This window comes from Arcobacter iocasae (assembly GCF_042214795.1).
GTDB classification, from domain to species: domain Bacteria; phylum Campylobacterota; class Campylobacteria; order Campylobacterales; family Arcobacteraceae; genus Arcobacter; species Arcobacter iocasae.
On record NZ_CP090177.1, the window covers coordinates 1,085,720 to 1,105,727 of the forward strand.

A 20,008-nucleotide genomic window follows, 5' to 3' on the forward strand; every position below is an offset into this window, starting at 1 on the left:
GAGAATATACTAATTAAATTGTTCAATTTTCCCAATATAACTACATCCATAAAGGTAATTAAATGAAAATACTATTTACAACACCAATATTTGGCTTTCCATCAATAGGAGGACCCGAATTAAGAATTGAAACATCAATTAAAGCATTAGCTAAAATTAGTACTCTAATATGCTATATAAGGAAACCAAAACTAAGTCTTACTAGTGAAGCTGATGATTTTTTAAATGACTTATCTGAAAGAGTATATTATTTAGACCCACATATTCCTAAAGATGTCTTTTGGCCACAAATTTTAGAAAATGAAAAACCTGATTTAATTTGGTTTGGATATGGCAATATATCATATGTCCTAATGAAATACTTGAAGTCAATTACAAATATACCTTTAGTCTGTGATACTGATAGTGTTTGGTCTAAATTTATTCTTAGAGAACTAGATGTAGAAAATAATGAGAAAAGAAAAATAGAAATCCTAGATGCAGGTAAAATCAAGGAAAATGAAGAAGAAAGTTGGGTTGATTTTTGTGATGTAACAACTGCTGTTTCTGAAATTGATATGGAATATTATAAGTCATTAACAAAAGATAAAAATAAAATCCATCTTTTTTCTAATGTAATTGATTTATCATCATACCAAAATTGTATAGAAAATATTTATAACATAACATCTCCTTCTTTATATTTAGCAGGAACTTTTTGGAAAAATTCTCCAATGGAAGATGCTACACGTTGGTTTGTAGATGAAGTATTTTCAAACTTAATAATTAAATACCCAAATTTAAAGTTATATATAGTAGGGAAAAAATCCATAGAAATAGTTGGAGAGTTAAGTAATCAAAATATACTTGTAGTAGGTAAAGTTGAAAGTGTATTACCATATTTAAAGCATGTTGATGTAGTATTGGTTCCTTTACGTTTCGAATCAGGAACAAGGTTTAAGATTTTAGAGGCAATGGCTTGTAAAAAGGCAATAGTATCTACGACATTAGGTGCAGAAGGAATACCTGTAACAGATAATGAAAATATATTAATAGCTGATGAACCTAATATTTTTTATCAAAAAGTTGTTGATTTAATTGAAAATAAACTAACAAAAAATAAACTTGCCAAAAATGGATATAATTTAGTTAAAGAACAATATGATATTGATAATCTTGCACAACAAGGAAAAGCAATTTGCAAATACTTAGGTTTAATAAATGATTAGAACAATCATTCATGATAATCAACAAATAGCTATTATTATTAAAAATAATTACAAAAAAGAAGGTGTAGAGTTTTTCACGCCAAATGATTACTCTCAACAACTTGCCTATATGTCGCATAAAAAAGGTAAAAAAATTGATGCACATATACATAATAAAGTAACTCGAGATGTTCATATAACTCAAGAAGTTTTAGTAATAAGAGAAGGCAAACTTCGTATAGATTTTTACACACAGGAAAAAGAATACTTAGAAAGTAGAATTCTTGAAAAAGGAGATGTAATACTACTTGCTAGTGGTGGACATGGATTTGAAGTATTGGAAGACATTGAAATGATTGAAATAAAGCAAGGTCCATACCTAGGAGATGAAGATAAAACAAGATTTGCCCATATTTTAAAAGAAAATATAAAAATTAAGGGAGCAAATGAATAACTTATATAAAACTCATAATTTTAGAAATGATATTTTTCAATATGCAGATAAGAATAGTAAACATATATCTAATTTCAAAAGAAAATTGAAAAATAAAGATTATTCCATAAGTGAATACTCTTGTACTATTTGTAACACATCTGATTTTACAACCGTTGCAGAAGCAGATGAAGGTTTTAAATGGGGTATATGTAAATCTTGCGGACTGTTACAAATATTTCATAGATTAGGTAAAAATAATATAAATGAGTTTTATACATCTGGTGAATATCAAGCAATATGTATGGGAAATTTAGATGATAAAACCCACTTTGCATTAGAATATGAAATAATGAGTTTATATTTTATAGATATTTTAAATAACTTAGACCTTGAAGCAAATGAAACAAATATTTTAGAAATAGGTTGTGGTTCAGGAGGGATATTAAAAGCTTTTAAAGAATGGGGAGCAAACTCAGTAAAAGGATATGACATTGATTCTCAAAAAATTAATTATGGAAAATCTTTTGTAGAAGAAATTGAGTTTGCAGATGCTTTAGAATTAGATAATAAGATATTTTCTCAATACAATATTATTTTATTAAGTAATATATTGGAACATTTAAATGATCCCACGATTTTCTTAAATAACTTATCCAAAAGACTTGAAATAAATAATAATTATATAATTATTGATATACCAAATTTAGAATACATGTACAGCTATTCAGATATTTCACTCCAAAAATTCTTTCATATTGGACATTTATGGTATTTTAATCCAATTACAATCGAAAAATTAATAAATAAAGTAGGATTTAGAATTAAACAAATAATAATTAAGGGAGCTGCATTTAGTATAGTATGTAAAAAAGATTCAAATAGTGAGATAATAAATACCAATAATAGCTATTGGAATACAATTTCTTCTATTCAATATACCAATTTTTTAAATGATAAAAATAATATTTTAAATATAGCACAAGAAAAATATGCTAAAGTTAGCCAAAAGTACTTATGATGATACCTGTAAATACTCCAATCTTTAATGGTAATGAAAAAAAATATCTAAATGAATGTATAGATACAGGATGGATAAGTAGTGAAGGTCCATTTATCCAAAGATTTGAAAAAAAAATGGCATCTTATATAGGACGAAAACATGCTACTGCTTGTGCAAATGGAAGTGCAGCATTAGATATTGCAGTTAAAGCATTAGAACTAAAAAAAGATGATGAAGTAATAATCCCCTCATTTACAATAATTTCATGTGCTCAATCTCTAGTTACTCAAGGTATAAAACCAGTACTTGTAGATAGTCATTTTAATACATTTAATATGAATGTAAATGAAATAGAAACAAAAATAACGAATAAAACAAAAGCCATAATGATAGTACACATATTTGGACTTACCGTTGATATTGATCCAATATTAGAACTTGCAAAAAGGTATAACCTTAAAATTATAGAAGATGCAGCGGAAGTACATGGACAAGAATATAAAGGCAAAAAGTGCGGTAGTTTTGGAGATATAAGTATTTTCAGCTTTTATCCTAATAAACAAATAACTACTGGTGAAGGTGGTATGCTTCTTACAAATAATGAAAACATTGATAAAAGAGCTAAAAGCTTGAGAAATCTTTGTTTTTCTACAGATAGATTTATTCATGAAGAACTTGGATGGAATTATAGAATGACAAATATGCAAGCAGCACTTGGTGTTGCACAACTTGAACAAATTGACACAATAATTGAGAAAAAAAGATGGATAGGAAATACATATAATGATTTATTAAAAGATATTGAATCAATTAATTTACCTATACCAAATACAAATTATTGTGAAAATATTTATTGGGTATATGCGATTACACTAAAAGATACATGTACAAAAAATGCAAAAGATATTATCTCAGAACTTGGAGAATATAAAATAGGTAGCAGACCATTTTTTTATCCAATGCACAAGCAACCAGTGTTTAATAAAATGGGATTGTTTTTAAACGATAATTTGCCATATAGTGAAAAACTTTATGAAAAAGGTTTTTACATACCAAGTGGTTTAGCTTTAACTAAAGAGCAAATAGAAAAAGTATCAGAAGTATTACATAAGGTTTTAAAATGAATCAGTTTGGAGATTTATATTCACAATATTACGATTTACTTTATAGTGATAAAGATTATGAAAAAGAAGTTGATTATGTAGAAAGATTAATTAAATCAAACCTTCCACAAGCAAAAACTATTCTTGATATGGGCTGCGGAACAGGAAAGCATGCTGAACTTTTTTGCAATAAGGGATACAAAGTTCATGGAATTGATTTAAGTGAAGATATGCTTAAAATTGCACATGAAAGAGCAAGGAACAAAGAAGATAGATTATCTTTTAGCCAGTCAAAAATTCAAGATTTGAATTTACGTAAAAAATTTGATGTTGTAATTTCATTATTTCATGTAATGAGTTATCAAAACTCTAATGAAGAACTTATAAAAGCTTTTGAGGTTGCTAAAACTCACTTAAATACAAATGGGGTTTTTATATTTGATTTTTGGTATGGACCAGCTGTATTAACTGATTTACCAACGACTAGAATAAAAAGATTAAAAAATGAACATATTAATGTTACGAGAATTGCAGAACCAACATTAGAATGTCAAAAGAACTTAGTTAATGTTAGCTACAATATATTTATTGAAAATAAATTATCTAAAAATATTATACAAAAAAATGAATTACATCAAATGAGATATTTTTTTGATACAGAACTTGAACTTATTTGTGAAAAAGAAGGATTCAATATTGAAGAAAAAAGAGAATGGTTGGATTCTAAAAATCCAAATTTTAATAGTTGGAATGTTGTATGGATTCTAAAATGAAAAAAATTGCATTTATTTGGCCTGCAGGATTTCCTTTAAATAGAATGATTTGGCCACAAGATTTTCTTAATATATTAGCAAATTATTTTTTCATTGATTTATATTGGGGACAAAAAGAAAATCATTTTCAAGGTAGTACACTTAAACTTCATGAAAATATTAATGTAATTAGCTATGGAATTTTAGAGCACTATGTAAAACAAGATTTTAGTGATATTAAACCATACCTTATTGAAAGCTTAACATCTGGAAATATTCAATATCTATATAATTCTATACAAAAAAACAACTACGACTATTGTATTGCTAATGAAAAAAGCTCGTTAGTTATAGCAAAAGAATTTATGCAAAAAAACACTAAAATTATTTATTGGCCTACAGAATTATATACTATGGAAAGCCATGCTGACTCTCATCATAGGCTGCCTATTCAACTTGATTATGAAAGAAAAGTTATAAACTCAATAGATTTGATAATACATGCTGATGAAAATAGAGAAAAGGAATTTTTTAGAATTTGTCAAAAAGAATTTTTTACAAAAAAATTATATTTTCCTATTTCACTTAAACGAGAAAAAATATCAAATTCTACAAATAAATCATATCATAATCTATTTAATCTAGAGAAACAAAAGAAAATTATTTTATACAATGGATTGATTTCTGTCCATAAAAGATTTATTATTGATATAGTAATAGCAGCACAAAAAATGCCAGAAGAAGTTGTAGTAGTATTAAGTGGTCTACATAATGGTGATTCTGAATTACTTAGAATAATCAAATTATTAGATAAAAAAGGTCAAATATTTATTGATACTATTTTGCATAGTCCAGAAGAAAGACATAATTTATTTTGTACTGCAGATATTGGTTTAGCATTTTATGTAGAAGATGATGTAAATGAACTGTTAACTATTATGTCATCAGATAAAATAGCCTCATATACTAGAGCAGGTCTTCCAATAATAAGTTTTGACTATAGTAATTATATAAATATTTATGGAAAAGTAAAATTTGGAATTGGAATAGATGAATTTCAAAATATAAACAGAGCGATAACAGAAATCTTAGCTCATTACGATGAATATTCAAAAAATTCACTAAGTGCCTATGAAAAGTATTACTGTCTTGACAATAATATTAATTCACTATTAAAAACATTAGATAAATTATAAATTTTGAGTCTTAAATGATAAATAATCTTTTAAAGTGTAAACAAATAATTGCATCTCTAACAACTTATGATACAAGAATAAATTTTGAAAATGGGGTATCTCAAAAGAATATAAATTTATCACATATTGAATCCATGTTTGCTCAAACTAAGTTTGAAAAAAATCACAAAAATATATATAATACAAGAGTAACTAATAATTTTATTTCTAATAATCCGAACAATCAGATATTACTTACTAAGCTATTAAATAAACTAAATATAAATTTAAATCAATTAATTGAAAATAAAAAATTTATTCTATATGGTTATGGTAATATTGGGATTAATATTTACAATAATTTCAATAATCAAGTCATAGCAATAATTGATAAAACCTATAAAGTATTAAGGAATCAATATAAATTAGATATTTTTGGATTAGAAAAAATAAAGCAATTAGAGTTTGATTATGTTGTTATTTCTGTATTGGGAAGAGAAGAAGAAATAATAGATGAATTAATTAGAGACTACAATTTAATAAATAAGAGGTTATCTTAATGAACAAAAATAAATATGATTCTAAGAATCCTACAGAAACAACTTTTGCAGATTTTTACATTTTGAGAAAAAGCAATGATAAATCCATCTAAAAATCATACAAATAGAAAAGCACATAATTGGCTACTATATGACCAAGCAGATAAGTATTTGATTGAATATATACCTTTTTATAAAGGTGTAATGCTAGATTTAGGATGTGCAGACAAACCTTTTGAAGAATTTTTTAGACAATATGTTGATGAATATATAGGCGTAGATTGGTCAAACACTATTCATAATAACAAAGCTGATATTGTTTCAGACCTAAATAAAAGGATTGATTTAGAAGATGCTTATGCAGATACAATTGTTTCTCTAAATGTATTAGAACATCTTTGTGAACCACAAGTTTTTCTCAATGAATGTCATAGACTTTTAAAAAATGATGGAACTTTAATTTTACATATACCATTTCAATGGTGGATACATGAACACCCATATGATTACTTTAGATATACGCCTTATGGGCTAAGGTATCTTTTGAATAATGCGGGATTTTTAGATATTCATATTCAACCAAGCTCAGGTTTTTTTACAACTATACTATTAAAAATAAATTATTTTACTCAAAGAGCAATAAAAGGTTCAAAATTAAGAAAAAAAGTTATTAAAGGTATATTAATGCCAATTTGGTGGCTAAATCAAAAACTTGCCCCTAAACTTGATAATATGCATAGAGGTTGGTCTTTAGAGGCACAAAGTTTTTTTGTAATTGCAAAGAAAAAAGAAAAATGACTTCAAAAAATAGAATAATTGCATCACTAACAACTTATGGGACAAGAATAAATACTGTACATATTGCAATTGAAACTATTTTAAATCAAACATTTAAAGCGAATAAAGTTATCCTTTGGCTTGCAGAAGATGAGTTTCAAGAAAAATCTATTCCTGAGAGTTTGAAAAAATTACAAAATAAAGGTTTAGAACTCAATTTTTGTGAAGACATAAAATCTTATAAAAAACTAATACCAACACTTGAGAAATATCCAAATGATTTAATTATAACTTTTGATGATGATATTATTTATGAGAAGGATATTATTGAAAAATTAGTGGACGCGTATAAAAAAGAACCTATGGTAGTTCATTGTGCGCGAGGTCATAGAATAAGATTTGATAAGGATAACAATGTACGTTCATATAATCAATGGGAACATTGTTCTGAAGTATTTAAAGAAGGGTTTGAAATATTTCCCACAGGCGCAGGTGGTATTCTATATCCTCCTGACTGTTTTGATAAAGAGATAACAAATAAAAATATTTTCATGACGTTAGCCCCACATGGAGATGATATATGGTTTAAAGCTATGACCTTAAGAAATGGTATTAAATCTAAAATAATATCGCAAAAAAATAAAAAATACATGGATTTAAAATATATTGAGAATACACAAGAAAATGGCTTGAGTTTATTAAATATTGATGAAATAAATGGTAATAATAAACAAATAAATCAAGTGTTTAGTAAATATAACCTATTTGATTTTTTAAATAAAAATGGAAGAATGAAAACAAAACGATATTGTCCAATTTGTAATACTAGTACACACAAGTTTAGCCCTTATGGCGTAGCCATGAGAGAAGATGCAATGTGTCCCACATGTAGATCAGTTGAAAAGGATAGATTGGTTTGGTTATATTTAATTAAGCAAACTAATATTTCAAGTAATCCAAATATAAAAATGCTTCATGTCGCACCAGAAAAAATATTTCAAAAAATATTTCAAAAGTTACTCAAAAATAATTATATATCAGTAGACTTACATGATAAAAGTGCCATGATTAAGATGGATATAACAAACATAAGATTTGATGACGATAGTTTTGATGCAATATACTGTAGTCATGTTCTCGAACATGTAGTTGATGATAGAAAAGCTATGAAAGAATTAAATAGAGTATTAAAAAAAAGTGGCTGGGCTATTTTAAATGTCCCTATAGTCTATAATGACAAACCAACATTTGAAGATTTCTCTATTGTTGATCCAATTCAAAGAACAAAAATTTTCGGGCAAGCAGATCATGTTAGAAATTATGGCACAGATTATAAAGATAGATTAGAGGGATCAGGGTTTAAAGTAAAAACTATATATCCAAAAGATTTTTTAACTCAAGATGATATAGAACTTATGAGAATTACCCCTTCAGCAGGTGAAATTTACTTTTGTACGAAATAATATATTAAGGTAAAGGAAGTAATTTGAATATTTTGCATGTAATTTCTGGTAATTTAGATGGTGGAGCAGCAAGAGGTGCATTTTGGCTCCATACTGCATTAAAAGAATTGCATATAAACTCTAAAATTATTACCACTAGTACCAAAATAATTGAAGATACTGATATTATTTATGTGTCAGAGGATAACTATTACAGGAGAAGATTAGAACAAATAGTCTTAGATAAAAATTATCCTAATAGAACAAAACAAATATTTTCTACTGGATTATTTGGGTTCGACATAACAAAATTAAAGGAATTTGAAGAAGCAGATATTATACATCTTCATTGGATAAATGACTCCTTTATTAAAATTGAAGATATAAAAAAATTCAAGAAACCAATAGTTTGGACAGTTAGAGATTTATGGCCTATGACAGGAGGTTGCCACTACCCAATGGATTGTAAAAATTTTTTTGATAAATGTGGTGCTTGTCCCCAAATTTCAAGTAATGATCAATATGATTTATCAAATAAGATCCTTCAACTTAAGAAAGATTCTTTCAACTCAAATATACAAATTGTTGGTATTAGTAATTGGGTAACAAATAATGCTAAAAAAAGTTCTCTTTTTAAGAATTTTAATATAAAAAGAATATTTAATAATGTTAATAGCAAAACATTCCTTCCTCTTAATAAAGAAATATCTAAAAAAGAACTTTTATTACCCCTTGATAAAAAAATAATATTAGTGGGAGCTCAGAGTCTAGATGACGTTTATAAAGGTTTTTCTAAATTTATAAAAGCCATTTCTTATTTAAATAGAAATGACTATTTTTTATGCATATTTGGAGAAATAACTACTGATTTACTTATTCAAATAAATATGCCCCATAAACTATTCGGATTTGTCAAAAATAGTGTAAACCTAAACAAGTTATACTCTGCATCTGATGTTTTTGTTGCACCATCAATAACAGAAGCATTTGGAAAAACAATTGTAGAATCAATGCTTAGTGGTACTCCTGCAGTATGTTTTAATGCAACAGGACCAAAAGATATTATTTCACATAAAAAAGATGGATATAAAGCCAAACCATACTCTCCTAAAGACCTTGCAAATGGAATTGAATGGGTTATTAATAATACAAATTATAATAATTTGTGTCTAAAGACCAGAGAAAATGCAAAAGAAAAATTTGATAGTATAGTAATATCAGCTCAATATAAAAAATTATATGAAAGAATTATAAACAAAAAATCCTCTGCAAAAGTAATACAAAAAAGACTTCATACTGAAAAGAATCAAAATAATGACAAAATTAAAGATTTAGTTTTTGATGCTTTAACAACTAATAACTATAACTTTTCAATATTAATAAATAGTTTTTACTTAAATATAGAGAAACTAAATAAAAAACCTAATAAAAAATATATTATTTATGGTAATGGAACAATAAAAAAAATAATAGAAGCTTTATTAACTAATAAAATTGTTGGATTTATTGATATTAATGATTCTAAAGATCATTCAAAAGTTTTAAGTAACTTAATATATGATAAAATCATCATTAGTGTGATGGGAAGAGAAAAAGAAATACAAAATTATCTTACAAAAGAGATTGGTATTCACAAAAAAAAGTTATATATTTTTAAGATATAAAAAATAAAGATTACTAAGGAAAAATAATTATCCTAAAGTCTCAATTATTACTCCAAATTGCAATAAATTTTTAGAAGAGACTATTAAAAGTGTTATAAATCAAAATTACCCTAATCTAGAATACATAATAATAGATGGGGCAACAATGATAAATCTATAGAAATTATTAAAAGATATAAAAAATATATCTCATATTGGATTAGTGAAAAAGATTCAGGAATGTATGAAGCTATACAAAAGGGATTTAACAAATCTACTGAAGATATAATGTGATGGCTTAATTCCGATGATAAATATCATGATAAAGCACTCTTTAATATTGCAAATATTTTCATGCAAAATCCTACTGTAAACTGGATAACAGGTGCAAATACATATTTTAATGAAGAAGATCAAACTTCTCATACTAAACCATCTTTTCCACATAATAAATATTCACAATTTTTTATCCAAAAGAATTTATTTAGCAAAGTCTACTCTATGGTTAAGAAGTCTTTGGGGAAAAGTAGGTTCATACATTAACACAAAATTAAACTATGCAGGAGGTTTTGAATTATGACTTAGATTTAGTTCTAATCAACTAACCAAAAAATTTATGCATAAATATATCGATGAACCAAATAGATGTCTTAAAAACGAAAATAAATTTTTTTAATTTTTATGATAAGTCAATTTTAAAAGAAATTCAAATATTACACCTTAAAATAATTTTACAAGTGATAAAAATAAATCAAATGGAGAAAAAAATATAAAACTATTTATAGTAGGAAGAGATCACTACCCAGAATATTTTAAATTTTTATTTGAATATACAAAAAACTTAGGATTGGGAAAAGATGTAATTAGAATAGGTCCAGTTGATGATAATGATTTACACACCTATTATCAGATAAGTGACTTATATCTTTCCCTAAGTGAACATGAAGGATTTGGTATGCCGATTATTGAGACAATGAATTATAAAATCCCAGTTCTTGCATATGATAGTGGAGCAATCCCCTCAACTTTAGGGAAAAATGGACTTCTAAAAAGAAAAATACTTCTTTTATAAGTAAAGAAATATTAAATACATCTTAAAGAGTTTAATTACATAAATGTAAAAGAATTCTAATCTAACTATAGTAAAATAACATATCATATTTTATAAAAAGTTAAATCAAATCTAGTTAATATGTATTTATAAATTAGTAAAAGGAAACTCTTTGGATAAAGAAATTCATAAACTTAATAAAAAAATAAATTTACAAAAAAAACAAATAAAAAATCTAAACAAAATACTTACTAATTATGAAAATAACTTAAAAAATATCATTAATCAAATTTTAGATGATAAGAATAAAGAAATAATAGAAAATATAAAAAATAAACTTGAAGGTAATTTATGAAAGACAAAGAAGAAAAAATATTTAAATTAAAACAAACAATTAAAGATCAAAAAAGGACAATTAGACTTCTTGAAAAGAAGATTTCTACATATGATGAAAAATTTATTTCTCAAGAAATCTCAAAATCTATTTTTCATCATAATCAAGCAATCAATCATAGAGTTGATCAATTTTTATTTGATGCTAAAATTTTAATTGAAAAAGATTCAGAATTATTAAAAAAAGTAAAAAAACTCAAATTTTAGGAATCATCAATTTATATGAAAAATAAAATAAGTATCAATCAATATTCACCCGCGATAGCATATGGGGATGGGATTTCAAATAGTTTAATTTTTATTCAATCTTTATTAATAGAATTAGGATTTAATTCCAAAATTTATATACATAAAAAATCAACTAATAGTTTACCTATAAAAAATGAATTTTTTTACATTAATGAGTATAGAGAAAACCCAAATAATTTTTTAATCTATCAATTTTCCACAAAAGATCCTAATCATGAATTAATAATGAAATTTAAAGATAAAAAAATTATGTTATATCAAAATATAACACCTTCACATTTTTTTGAAGGTATTTCATATAAAGAAATATCTAATTTTGCAAGAAAACAATTATCAGAATCTGTAAATTCTTTTATTGCAGCTATTTCAATGTCTGAATATAGTACGGCAGAACTTCTAAAGAATAAATATAAAAATGTTTCTATAATTCCTTTATTAGTTGATTCTAGAAAGAATGATAATAAGAAAATAAACCAAAACTTACTAAAGAAATATGATGATTCTTTTAATATACTATTTGTAGGGCGGGTTATTCAAAATAAATGCCAACATAATCTAATAGATGTTTTATATCACCTTAAACTAAATGGAGAAAAAAATATAAAACTATTTATAGTAGGAAGAGATCACTACCCAGAATATTTTAAATTTTTATTTGAATATACAAAAAACTTAGGATTGGAAAAAGATGTAATTATAACAGGTCCAGTTGATGATAATGATTTACACACCTATTATCAGATAAGTGACTTATATCTTTCCCTAAGTGAACATGAAGGATTTGGTATGCCGATTATTGAGGCAATGAATTATAAAATCCCAGTTCTTGCATATGATAGTGGAGCAATCCCCTCAACTTTAGGGAAAAATGGACTTCTAAAAAAGAAAAATACTTCTTTTATAAGTAAAGAAATATTAAAAGTAAAAAATAATACTTCAAATAGAAATTCATTAATCAAAAAACAACAAATACATCTTAAAGAGTTTAATTACATAAATGTAAAAGAAAAGTTTCATAATTTTTTAATACAAGTTACAGAGGATAAAAATGCCTAAAATTACAATAGTTACTGTCACTTTTAATGCAGAAAGATATATAGAAAGAACTATAAACAGCGTCCAAGAACAAGACTATAAAAATATTGAATATATTATTATAGATGGGGCAAGTACTGATGACACTATAAAAAAAATAAAAAATAAAAATGTCAAATTAAATCTTATATCAGAAAAAGATAATGGCATTTATGATGCAATGAACAAAGGTATAATCAATGCAACAGGGGATTGGATTTTCTTTTTAAATGCAGGAGATATTTTTTACTCAAAAAATACAATATCAACTCTAGTAAAAGAACTTAATCAAAAAATTGATATTTTATATGGAGATATAGTTCTTGTAGATGAAGCTATGCAAAATAAACAATATTTAATGGCAAGTGGTATCGAAAATGCTTCAATACAACCTCCTTTTTGGCATCAAGGAATGCTTATAAAAATATCTCTACATAAAAATAGATTATATGATTTAAGATATAAATCATGTTCAGATTATGATTTTATGATGTATTGTGTTACAAATAATTTTATTTGTAAATATATTAATTTACCTTTTGCTTATTATTTAGAAGGTGGAGAATCCACAACAAATATTTATAAGAATAGGCTCGAAGGTATCGCAATAGCCTCTAAATATATAGATATAGACCTCTTACCTACAAACTTTTTCTTTAGTGATTTTATTGAAAACCATGCAGAAAAATGTAATCTTAATATAAATATATTAAGAAATAAGTTTGGAAAAAACATTCGTAATCTAGAAGTATTACTAAAAGAGATAAAAAATAAATACAATAAAATTGCTATTTATGGATGTGGAACAATTACTAATTTAATAGCACCTTATTTAGGGAATCAATTAATAATCATTGCTGATAAAAATCATCAAACAATAAATACAAAATTACCATTATGTGCTCCTAAAAAGTTAAAAGAATATGAGTTTGATACTATAATAATAAGTCAGATTGGTCAAGAACAACAAATTTCAACTTATTTAGTCAATGAGCTTGGTGTAGAATTAAATAAAATAACATCATTAGATAGTGTTGTTCTTGACTTAAATAGTATTGCTAGAAATACTATTTCTAAAATAAAAAAAGGTGAAGATTTTGAAGTGGGGATATGTACACAAAAACAATTAGAATCAGAAGTTTATAAAAAGTGGATTTCTTATTTTAAACAAAATCCTTCTCGACTGCATAGAAAATATTGGGAGTTTGCATTTATAAGTGAAGCTTTATCAAAAAGACATCTATTACAAAAAGGCTATAAAGGATTAGGCTTTGCTGTAGGAGAAGAACCTTTAGCCTCCACATTCTGTAGTTTTAATGTTGAAGTTTTAGCTACAGATTTAAACTATGAAGAAGCACAAAAGCAAGGTTGGACAGATACAAACGAGCATGCAAAAGAATTAGATCAAATTAATATTAGGAATATTTGCGATAAAGAAAAATTTAAAAACCTATGTTCTTTCAAAAGTCTTGATATGAACAATATACCTGATGATTTAATTAACTTTGATTTCATTTGGTCTGCGTGTGCATTAGAACATCTAGGTTCAATAACAAAGGGTGAAAACTTTATATATGATTCATTAAAATGTCTAAAGCCTGGAGGAATTGCCGTTCATACAACAGAATATAACTTTTCTTCAAATACAGATACCATTGAAACAGGGGCAACTGTTCTATTTAGAAAAAAAGATATTGAACGAATTGTACAAAAATTACAAGAGATGGGACATGAAGTTGAAAAGATAAATTATGAAGGAGGTGATATGCCTATAGATAAATACATAGACTTACCTCCATACTTAGAAGATAATCATATAAAACTATTACTAGATAAATATGTCATTACATCTATTGGATTAATTATAAGAAAGAAATTATGAAAAATATAGCAATAATAGGGCATGAATTCCACAAAAAAACTTTATCTACAAAATTCTTTTGTGACATGCTAACGAAATATTATGATATTACTTTTTTTTGGACTCATACTCGTGAGTACAAGGCAGATATAACAAATTTTAGGATCAATGATATTACAAATTTACATGCAATTATTTTATTTCAAATATTTCCTGATATTCAAGAATTAGAATTATTTAATAATAAAAATGTAATATTAATACCAATGTTTGATAATGACTTAAAAATAGATTACTCTAAATGGAGTAAATATCACAACTATAAATTCATAAATTTTTCTAAAACTTTGTTTGAAAAATTAGATTTTCTAGATTTTAAAAAGAATTTATATGTACAATACATGCCAAGTTTAGATTCAATAAAACCTAAAATACTCAATAAAGAAAATAATAAACCTAAAATATTCTTTTGGCAAAGATCAAAAGAGATAAACTGGATTTTGATTAAAAAACTTATCGATTTTACTCAGATAGAATCTATTCATATGCATAGAATATCTCCCATAGAAGAAAAAGATGATTGGTTTGAAAAACCTAGTGAAAATGATATTATAAATTACAATATTTCATTTTCACATTGGTTTGATTCAAAAGAAGATTTTTTTAATAAAGTTAACGAATTTGATATTTTTATTGCTCCCCGACTCTTTGAAGGTATTGGACTAGCCTTTTTAGAAGCAATGAGCCTTGGAAAATGTATTGTTGCACCAAACTTCCCAACAATGAATGAATACATAAAAGATAAACAAAATGGCTTTTTATATGATTTTACAAATCCTAAAAGAGTAGATTTAAATAATTGGAAAGAAATTTCACATAATGCAAAATATACAGCCTCTTTAATTAAAGATAAATGGATAAAGTCTGAGAATAAGATAATTGAGTTTATAGATTTAACAGATGAAAAAAATATTTCATATAATGAATACCTAGATTCTTTAGAATTAAGTAAAGTGAAAAATCATTTTATTATTGAAGATATTAAAATTAATAATTACCTAAATATTAATACTATCAATCAAAGTAGTATGGATTTTTCAAAGTATCTAAGTCTTCTGATTAGTTTTTTCAAAAAAAATATAAATAATGATAATAAATATATTATTTATGGAGCAGGAACGGGATGTGAACTTATTACAAAATTAATTGACAAAAAGAATATTCTATTTATAGTTGACTTGGATGAACAAAAATATTCAACAACTATTAATAATATAAGCATATACCCTATTGAAAAACTATTAATAAGTGACGAAAAAATTATAATTAGTTTATTTGGAAGATATGAAAAGATTTATCAATTCTTAACAGAAAAATATAAAATAAAAAAAGATAGGATTATATCTTTAGATTTTAGGTAAAGTAACTCACAATTTTATATCTTCTGAATTTATTATTAAGATTAGTTTCTATTTTATAACTAGCTGTTATTATATTTCTTCATCTCAATATCTATCATATTTTTAATTATTTCTTTTAAACTTACTTCATTAGTCCAGCCAATAGTTTTATTTATTTTATCTGTATTTCCACACAAAGGATTATGCTCACTAGCTCTAAAAAATTTTGGATCCACTAAAACATAATCTTTATAGTTAAGTTCTAAATATGAAAATGTTTCTTCTAGAAAATCTCTCACAGTATTAAGTTTACCGCTTGCAACGATATAATCATCAGCTTTAGGAGCTTGCAACATCATCCACATTGCTTTAACATAATCAGGAGCATATCCCCAATCTCTCCTTGCATCAAGATTTCCCAAATATAACTTATCTTGAATTCCTAATTTTATTTTTACAGCAGATGAAATAATTTTTTTAGTAACAAAATGATTCCCTCTTCTTGGACTTTCATGATTATACATTATTCCAGTACAAGCAAAGATATTCTCTTTTTCTCTATAGTTTTTTAGTAAATAATGGCTAGATACTTTCGATATACCATATATACTTTTTGGATTAAAAGGCGTTTCTTCATCTTGAGGTGAACAATTTGGTTCACCAAACATTTCACTACTACCTGCAAAATAGAACTTACAGTCTTTTTTTACTTCTCTTATTGTTGATAATAAATAATGTGTAGAGTTAAAATTATTACTCATAGTTTCAAATTCATCATTGAATGAATAATTTACAAAACTTGATGCAGAAAGATGATAACACTCATCAGGCAAAATTTTTGAAAATATCTTATAAATTGTCAAATGATCACTTAAACTACCCTCATGTAAGAATATAGATTCTTTTATATTTTTTATATTATTAAGTTTTTCTTCATCTTCAATTGATTCTCTTCTTACTATTCCATGAACTTCATAGCCCTTACTTAATAAAAATTCTGCAAGATATGAACCATCTTGTCCTGTTATTCCAGTTATTAATGCTACATTTTGTGAGGAAGTTTTGTTTTGTTTTACCATATTTAATTACCTTTAGTATTATCTATTAATTTTAGCATATCTTTAAACTTAACTTTTCATTTAAAGTCTAATTCTTCGATTAATCTTAAGGAACTATTTCCTTTAAAAGCAAAAAATTTATTATATATATTTTTTCTTTGATTTATATAATTATCTTCAACAGAAAATAATGATATAATTAACTCATCTTGATTTTTCACTTTAATACCTGGAGAATATTCATCATAATCAAATAAAAATCCACCCATATTTTTTTCATATAATTCTCTATCATAATCAAAAAATATTATAGGTCTATCTAAAAGCAGAAAATCATATGCTATAGAAGAATAATCAGTGATTAATACATCAACATATTTAATTATTGGATAAATATCACCTTGTGTTGGATGAAACTTTATATTGCTAAATTCTTCATTTATAATCAATTCTTTAAAAAACTCCATAACACTTGGATGTAATTTGACAATCAAAAGTATATCTTCATTAAATAATTCTTCATTTAATTTAATGAAATCTATTGGTACAATATCAAACTCTTTTAAATTCATATTCTTATTAAAAAGATATTCTCTAATTGTAGGCATATAAAGTGCTATTTTTTTGTGCTTTTTATTTTTCACTAAAGAATAAATCTCTTTATTACAAAAGATTAAGTCTATTGGTTCTTCATCTTTTAAAAATATATCATTTCTAGGATATCCCCAATCCAAATACTCTTTTGCACAAAACACATTTTTAAAGTTTGTCTCATTTGTCCAATTTGATGTAGAAATAAAATAATCATATTCTATATTTGTAAGTTTTGACATCTTCTTTAGCCCTACACCATGCCAAAGTTGTACTGTTTTTTGATTTGGACTTATATAAAAGTATGTATAATTTGCTTGGTCAAAAATTAAATATTTAGCCCTAGCTATTGCTTTGTCACCTTCATCACTTTCAAGTTCATAATAAGGGATATTAAACTCTTTTAACTCTTCTATTTGTTCTTTATTATCAGTTATTATGTAACAATCTATTTTCTCTTTTAGAAGATATAAAAATAGATATTTATTATTTGAATCAATAAATCCTTTTGAAATAAAGGCTATACTTTTTCTTTTTTCACATTTCTCATCAATTTCTTTTGAATATTTTTCTATTTTTGAGATTCTTGTTTCAACTTCTTTTTTTAAGATATTATATTTATTATGTTCGATTAGAATAACTGAAATTTTATTTTTATTTATCAATTTTAAATAATCTGCATAAATCATTTTATAATGATTTGGACTAATAATCACTATATAATCAAACTCTTTTTCTATAATTTGTTCTACTTTTGATACATCATTATCCTCTTTAACTTTGTCAAGAAAGCCTAAAAATTCAAAATCTAAAGCTTGGGATAAATACTCTTTAAAAGCAACGCTTATTGGCGTTTTAGGAGCTATGTAAATTTTCTTATTTCTGAAAATTTCCATTATTCATTCACATTTTTTTTAATATCAACAACAAGACCAGAATATTCACTTAATACAGTTTCTAAAGTTTTATAAGCAACTGTTTTTACATCAAGTAAAGATTCATCTGGTTCCAAACCAAAGTGTTTTTTTCTCATTGGAGTTTTTGTTCTTGCAGGATTTATTACATTTATTTTTATTTTTTCCTCTTGCCATTCAGAAGCAATTGCTTGAGCAAAATTTACAACTGCTGCTTTTGTTGCACTATATAAACTATACTCTTCTCTTCCTCTTGTATATGAACTTGATGAAAATAAAACTACACTTCCTTGTGTCTCTTTTAAATATTTATAAGACTCTTTTGTAATATTTACAGAACCTAAAAGATTAGTATTTATACTATCTACTATATCACTACTATCCATGTCTTTTAAATGTTTTTTTACCAAAATAGCTGCACAGTTTATAATGCAATCAATCTTTCCAAACTCTTTATACACTTTTTCTAAACTATTTAATACTGCTTTAGGATTCTCAATATTAATGCCATTTTTTCTACTTAAAACAATAACCTCTGCACCATAGCTAATTGCAATATCTTTTATAGATTCACCAATTCCACTATTTCCACCATATATAACAAATACTTTATTCTCTAATTTAGAAAATATATCTTCATCAACATTTACTTCTGAAGAGTTAAACTGTATTAATTTTTCAGCAAAAAGTAAATCCTCAGGAAAAGTTATCTTTATATTTTTTTCTTCACCTTTTACTACATATATATTAGTGCTCGGTAAATACTTTTTAACTAGTCCACAGTCATCTGTTGCCTCTATTTTACTACTATCTTGTCTAGCTAAGATATGTGCTTCTTTTATCGTTTGTAGTTTAAATGCTTGGGGAGTTTGTCCTCTTTTTAAAAGACTTCTTTTAGGAATATTATCTATATAATTTGTATTTTCATCAATTTTTATAATAGTATCAGCTGTATCTATTGCAACATCTATTGCATCATAATTTTCTAAACTTTTTACAACATCTTCAATTATTTTTGAACTTACAAATGGTCTTACAGCATCGTGAAATATCAAATTTACATCTTCTTTATCTTCATAAGCTTCTATTGCTTTAAAACTTGAATCAAATCTCTCTTTTCCACCAGAAATTATCATTTGAACTTTATCAAACCCACATCTTTTAGCTAAAAAAAAGAGTTCATCATGATATTCACTATTTGCAACTATACAAATTTCATCAATATAACTACTTATTTGAAACTGTTCTAAAGTGTATTCAATAATATATTTACCGGCTAAATTAATAAACTGCTTTGGGACATTTGAACCAAATCGAGTACCACTTCCCGCAGATAAAATAACAGCTACATTCATCTATTTCC

General features: G+C 25.4%; 21 protein-coding genes. 18 read left to right on the forward strand and 3 right to left on the reverse strand.

All coding sequences use genetic code 11. The features are described from left to right. The first annotated feature begins 62 nt into the window (after positions 1–62). The 18 genes from LXN10_RS05520 (at position 63) to LXN10_RS05605 (ending at position 16,103) form a co-directional block, all read left to right on the forward strand. A complete protein-coding gene (locus LXN10_RS05520) occupies positions 63–1,208 on the forward strand; it encodes a glycosyltransferase family 4 protein (protein WP_375724890.1) in 1,146 nt (381 codons plus the stop codon). After that, entirely contained in the window at positions 1,201–1,641 is a 441-nt protein-coding gene (locus LXN10_RS05525) for a cupin domain-containing protein (protein WP_375724891.1), read from the forward strand. The genes LXN10_RS05520 and LXN10_RS05525 overlap by 8 nt, the downstream gene beginning before the upstream one ends. Next, positions 1,634–2,641: a class I SAM-dependent methyltransferase gene (locus tag LXN10_RS05530; protein WP_129099438.1), complete on the forward strand. Its 1,008-nt coding sequence runs from the start codon at positions 1,634–1,636 to the stop codon at positions 2,639–2,641. The genes LXN10_RS05525 and LXN10_RS05530 overlap by 8 nt, the downstream gene beginning before the upstream one ends. Next, entirely contained in the window at positions 2,638–3,747 is a 1,110-nt protein-coding gene (locus tag LXN10_RS05535; RefSeq protein ID WP_375724892.1) for a DegT/DnrJ/EryC1/StrS family aminotransferase, read from the forward strand. Before LXN10_RS05530 ends, LXN10_RS05535 begins: the two co-directional genes overlap by 4 nt. Further along, complete coding sequence (locus tag LXN10_RS05540) at positions 3,744–4,499, forward strand: class I SAM-dependent DNA methyltransferase (protein ID WP_129099436.1); 756 nt, start codon at positions 3,744–3,746, stop codon at positions 4,497–4,499. Before LXN10_RS05535 ends, LXN10_RS05540 begins: the two co-directional genes overlap by 4 nt. Continuing rightward, the gene (locus LXN10_RS05545) at positions 4,496–5,674 is read left to right on the forward strand and encodes a hypothetical protein (protein ID WP_375724893.1); all 1,179 of its coding nucleotides are present in this window, start codon (positions 4,496–4,498) and stop codon (positions 5,672–5,674) included. The genes LXN10_RS05540 and LXN10_RS05545 overlap by 4 nt, the downstream gene beginning before the upstream one ends. 14 nt (positions 5,675–5,688) lie before the next feature. Next, positions 5,689–6,213 (forward strand): hypothetical protein, encoded by a 525-nt coding sequence (locus LXN10_RS05550; RefSeq protein ID WP_375724894.1) that lies wholly within the window; start codon positions 5,689–5,691, stop codon positions 6,211–6,213. Between the two features lie 75 nt (positions 6,214–6,288). Then, complete coding sequence (locus LXN10_RS05555) at positions 6,289–6,990, forward strand: class I SAM-dependent methyltransferase (protein ID WP_375724895.1); 702 nt, start codon at positions 6,289–6,291, stop codon at positions 6,988–6,990. Further along, a complete protein-coding gene (locus tag LXN10_RS05560) occupies positions 6,987–8,432 on the forward strand; it encodes a methyltransferase domain-containing protein (protein WP_375724896.1) in 1,446 nt (481 codons plus the stop codon). The genes LXN10_RS05555 and LXN10_RS05560 overlap by 4 nt, the downstream gene beginning before the upstream one ends. Positions 8,433–8,455: 23 nt before the next feature. After that, positions 8,456–10,075 carry a glycosyltransferase gene (locus tag LXN10_RS05565; protein ID WP_375724897.1) on the forward strand — a complete coding sequence of 540 codons (1,620 nt, stop codon included), beginning with the start codon at positions 8,456–8,458 and terminating at the stop codon, positions 10,073–10,075. Between the two features lie 82 nt (positions 10,076–10,157). Next, entirely contained in the window at positions 10,158–10,235 is a 78-nt protein-coding gene (locus tag LXN10_RS05570) for a hypothetical protein (RefSeq protein ID WP_375725328.1), read from the forward strand. Positions 10,236–10,408: 173 nt separating this feature from the next. Next, positions 10,409–10,597, forward strand: a complete 189-nt coding sequence (locus LXN10_RS05575; RefSeq protein WP_375724898.1) for a hypothetical protein — start codon at positions 10,409–10,411, stop codon at positions 10,595–10,597. Between the two features lie 238 nt (positions 10,598–10,835). Beyond that, positions 10,836–11,126, forward strand: a complete 291-nt coding sequence (locus LXN10_RS05580; RefSeq protein ID WP_375725329.1) for a glycosyltransferase — start codon at positions 10,836–10,838, stop codon at positions 11,124–11,126. A 151-nt stretch (positions 11,127–11,277) separates the two neighbouring features. Further along, positions 11,278–11,460 (forward strand): hypothetical protein, encoded by a 183-nt coding sequence (locus LXN10_RS05585; RefSeq protein WP_129100876.1) that lies wholly within the window; start codon positions 11,278–11,280, stop codon positions 11,458–11,460. Continuing rightward, a complete protein-coding gene (locus LXN10_RS05590; protein WP_375724899.1) occupies positions 11,457–11,705 on the forward strand; it encodes a hypothetical protein in 249 nt (82 codons plus the stop codon). The genes LXN10_RS05585 and LXN10_RS05590 overlap by 4 nt, the downstream gene beginning before the upstream one ends. Positions 11,706–11,720: 15 nt before the next feature. After that, positions 11,721–12,803: a glycosyltransferase gene (locus tag LXN10_RS05595; RefSeq protein ID WP_375724900.1), complete on the forward strand. Its 1,083-nt coding sequence runs from the start codon at positions 11,721–11,723 to the stop codon at positions 12,801–12,803. Continuing rightward, positions 12,796–14,703: a glycosyltransferase family 2 protein gene (locus LXN10_RS05600; protein ID WP_375724901.1), complete on the forward strand. Its 1,908-nt coding sequence runs from the start codon at positions 12,796–12,798 to the stop codon at positions 14,701–14,703. The genes LXN10_RS05595 and LXN10_RS05600 overlap by 8 nt, the downstream gene beginning before the upstream one ends. Then, positions 14,700–16,103: a glycosyltransferase gene (locus LXN10_RS05605; protein WP_375724902.1), complete on the forward strand. Its 1,404-nt coding sequence runs from the start codon at positions 14,700–14,702 to the stop codon at positions 16,101–16,103. Before LXN10_RS05600 ends, LXN10_RS05605 begins: the two co-directional genes overlap by 4 nt. Before the next feature lie 59 nt (positions 16,104–16,162). Here LXN10_RS05605 and LXN10_RS05610 read toward each other — a convergent pair whose 3' ends face one another. Genes LXN10_RS05610 through ispD form a run of 3 tightly spaced genes read right to left on the reverse strand, consistent with a single transcriptional unit; the run spans position 16,163 to position 20,000 of the window. After that, a complete protein-coding gene (locus tag LXN10_RS05610) occupies positions 16,163–17,161 on the reverse strand; it encodes a GDP-mannose 4,6-dehydratase (RefSeq protein ID WP_375724903.1) in 999 nt (332 codons plus the stop codon). 56 nt (positions 17,162–17,217) lie between these two features. Continuing rightward, positions 17,218–18,627 carry a CDP-glycerol glycerophosphotransferase family protein gene (locus LXN10_RS05615; RefSeq protein WP_375724904.1) on the reverse strand — a complete coding sequence of 470 codons (1,410 nt, stop codon included), beginning with the start codon at positions 18,625–18,627 and terminating at the stop codon, positions 17,218–17,220. Beyond that, a complete protein-coding gene (ispD, locus tag LXN10_RS05620; RefSeq protein ID WP_375724905.1) occupies positions 18,627–20,000 on the reverse strand; it encodes a 2-C-methyl-D-erythritol 4-phosphate cytidylyltransferase in 1,374 nt (457 codons plus the stop codon). Before ispD ends, LXN10_RS05615 begins: the two co-directional genes overlap by 1 nt. Positions 20,001–20,008 lie beyond the last annotated feature (8 nt).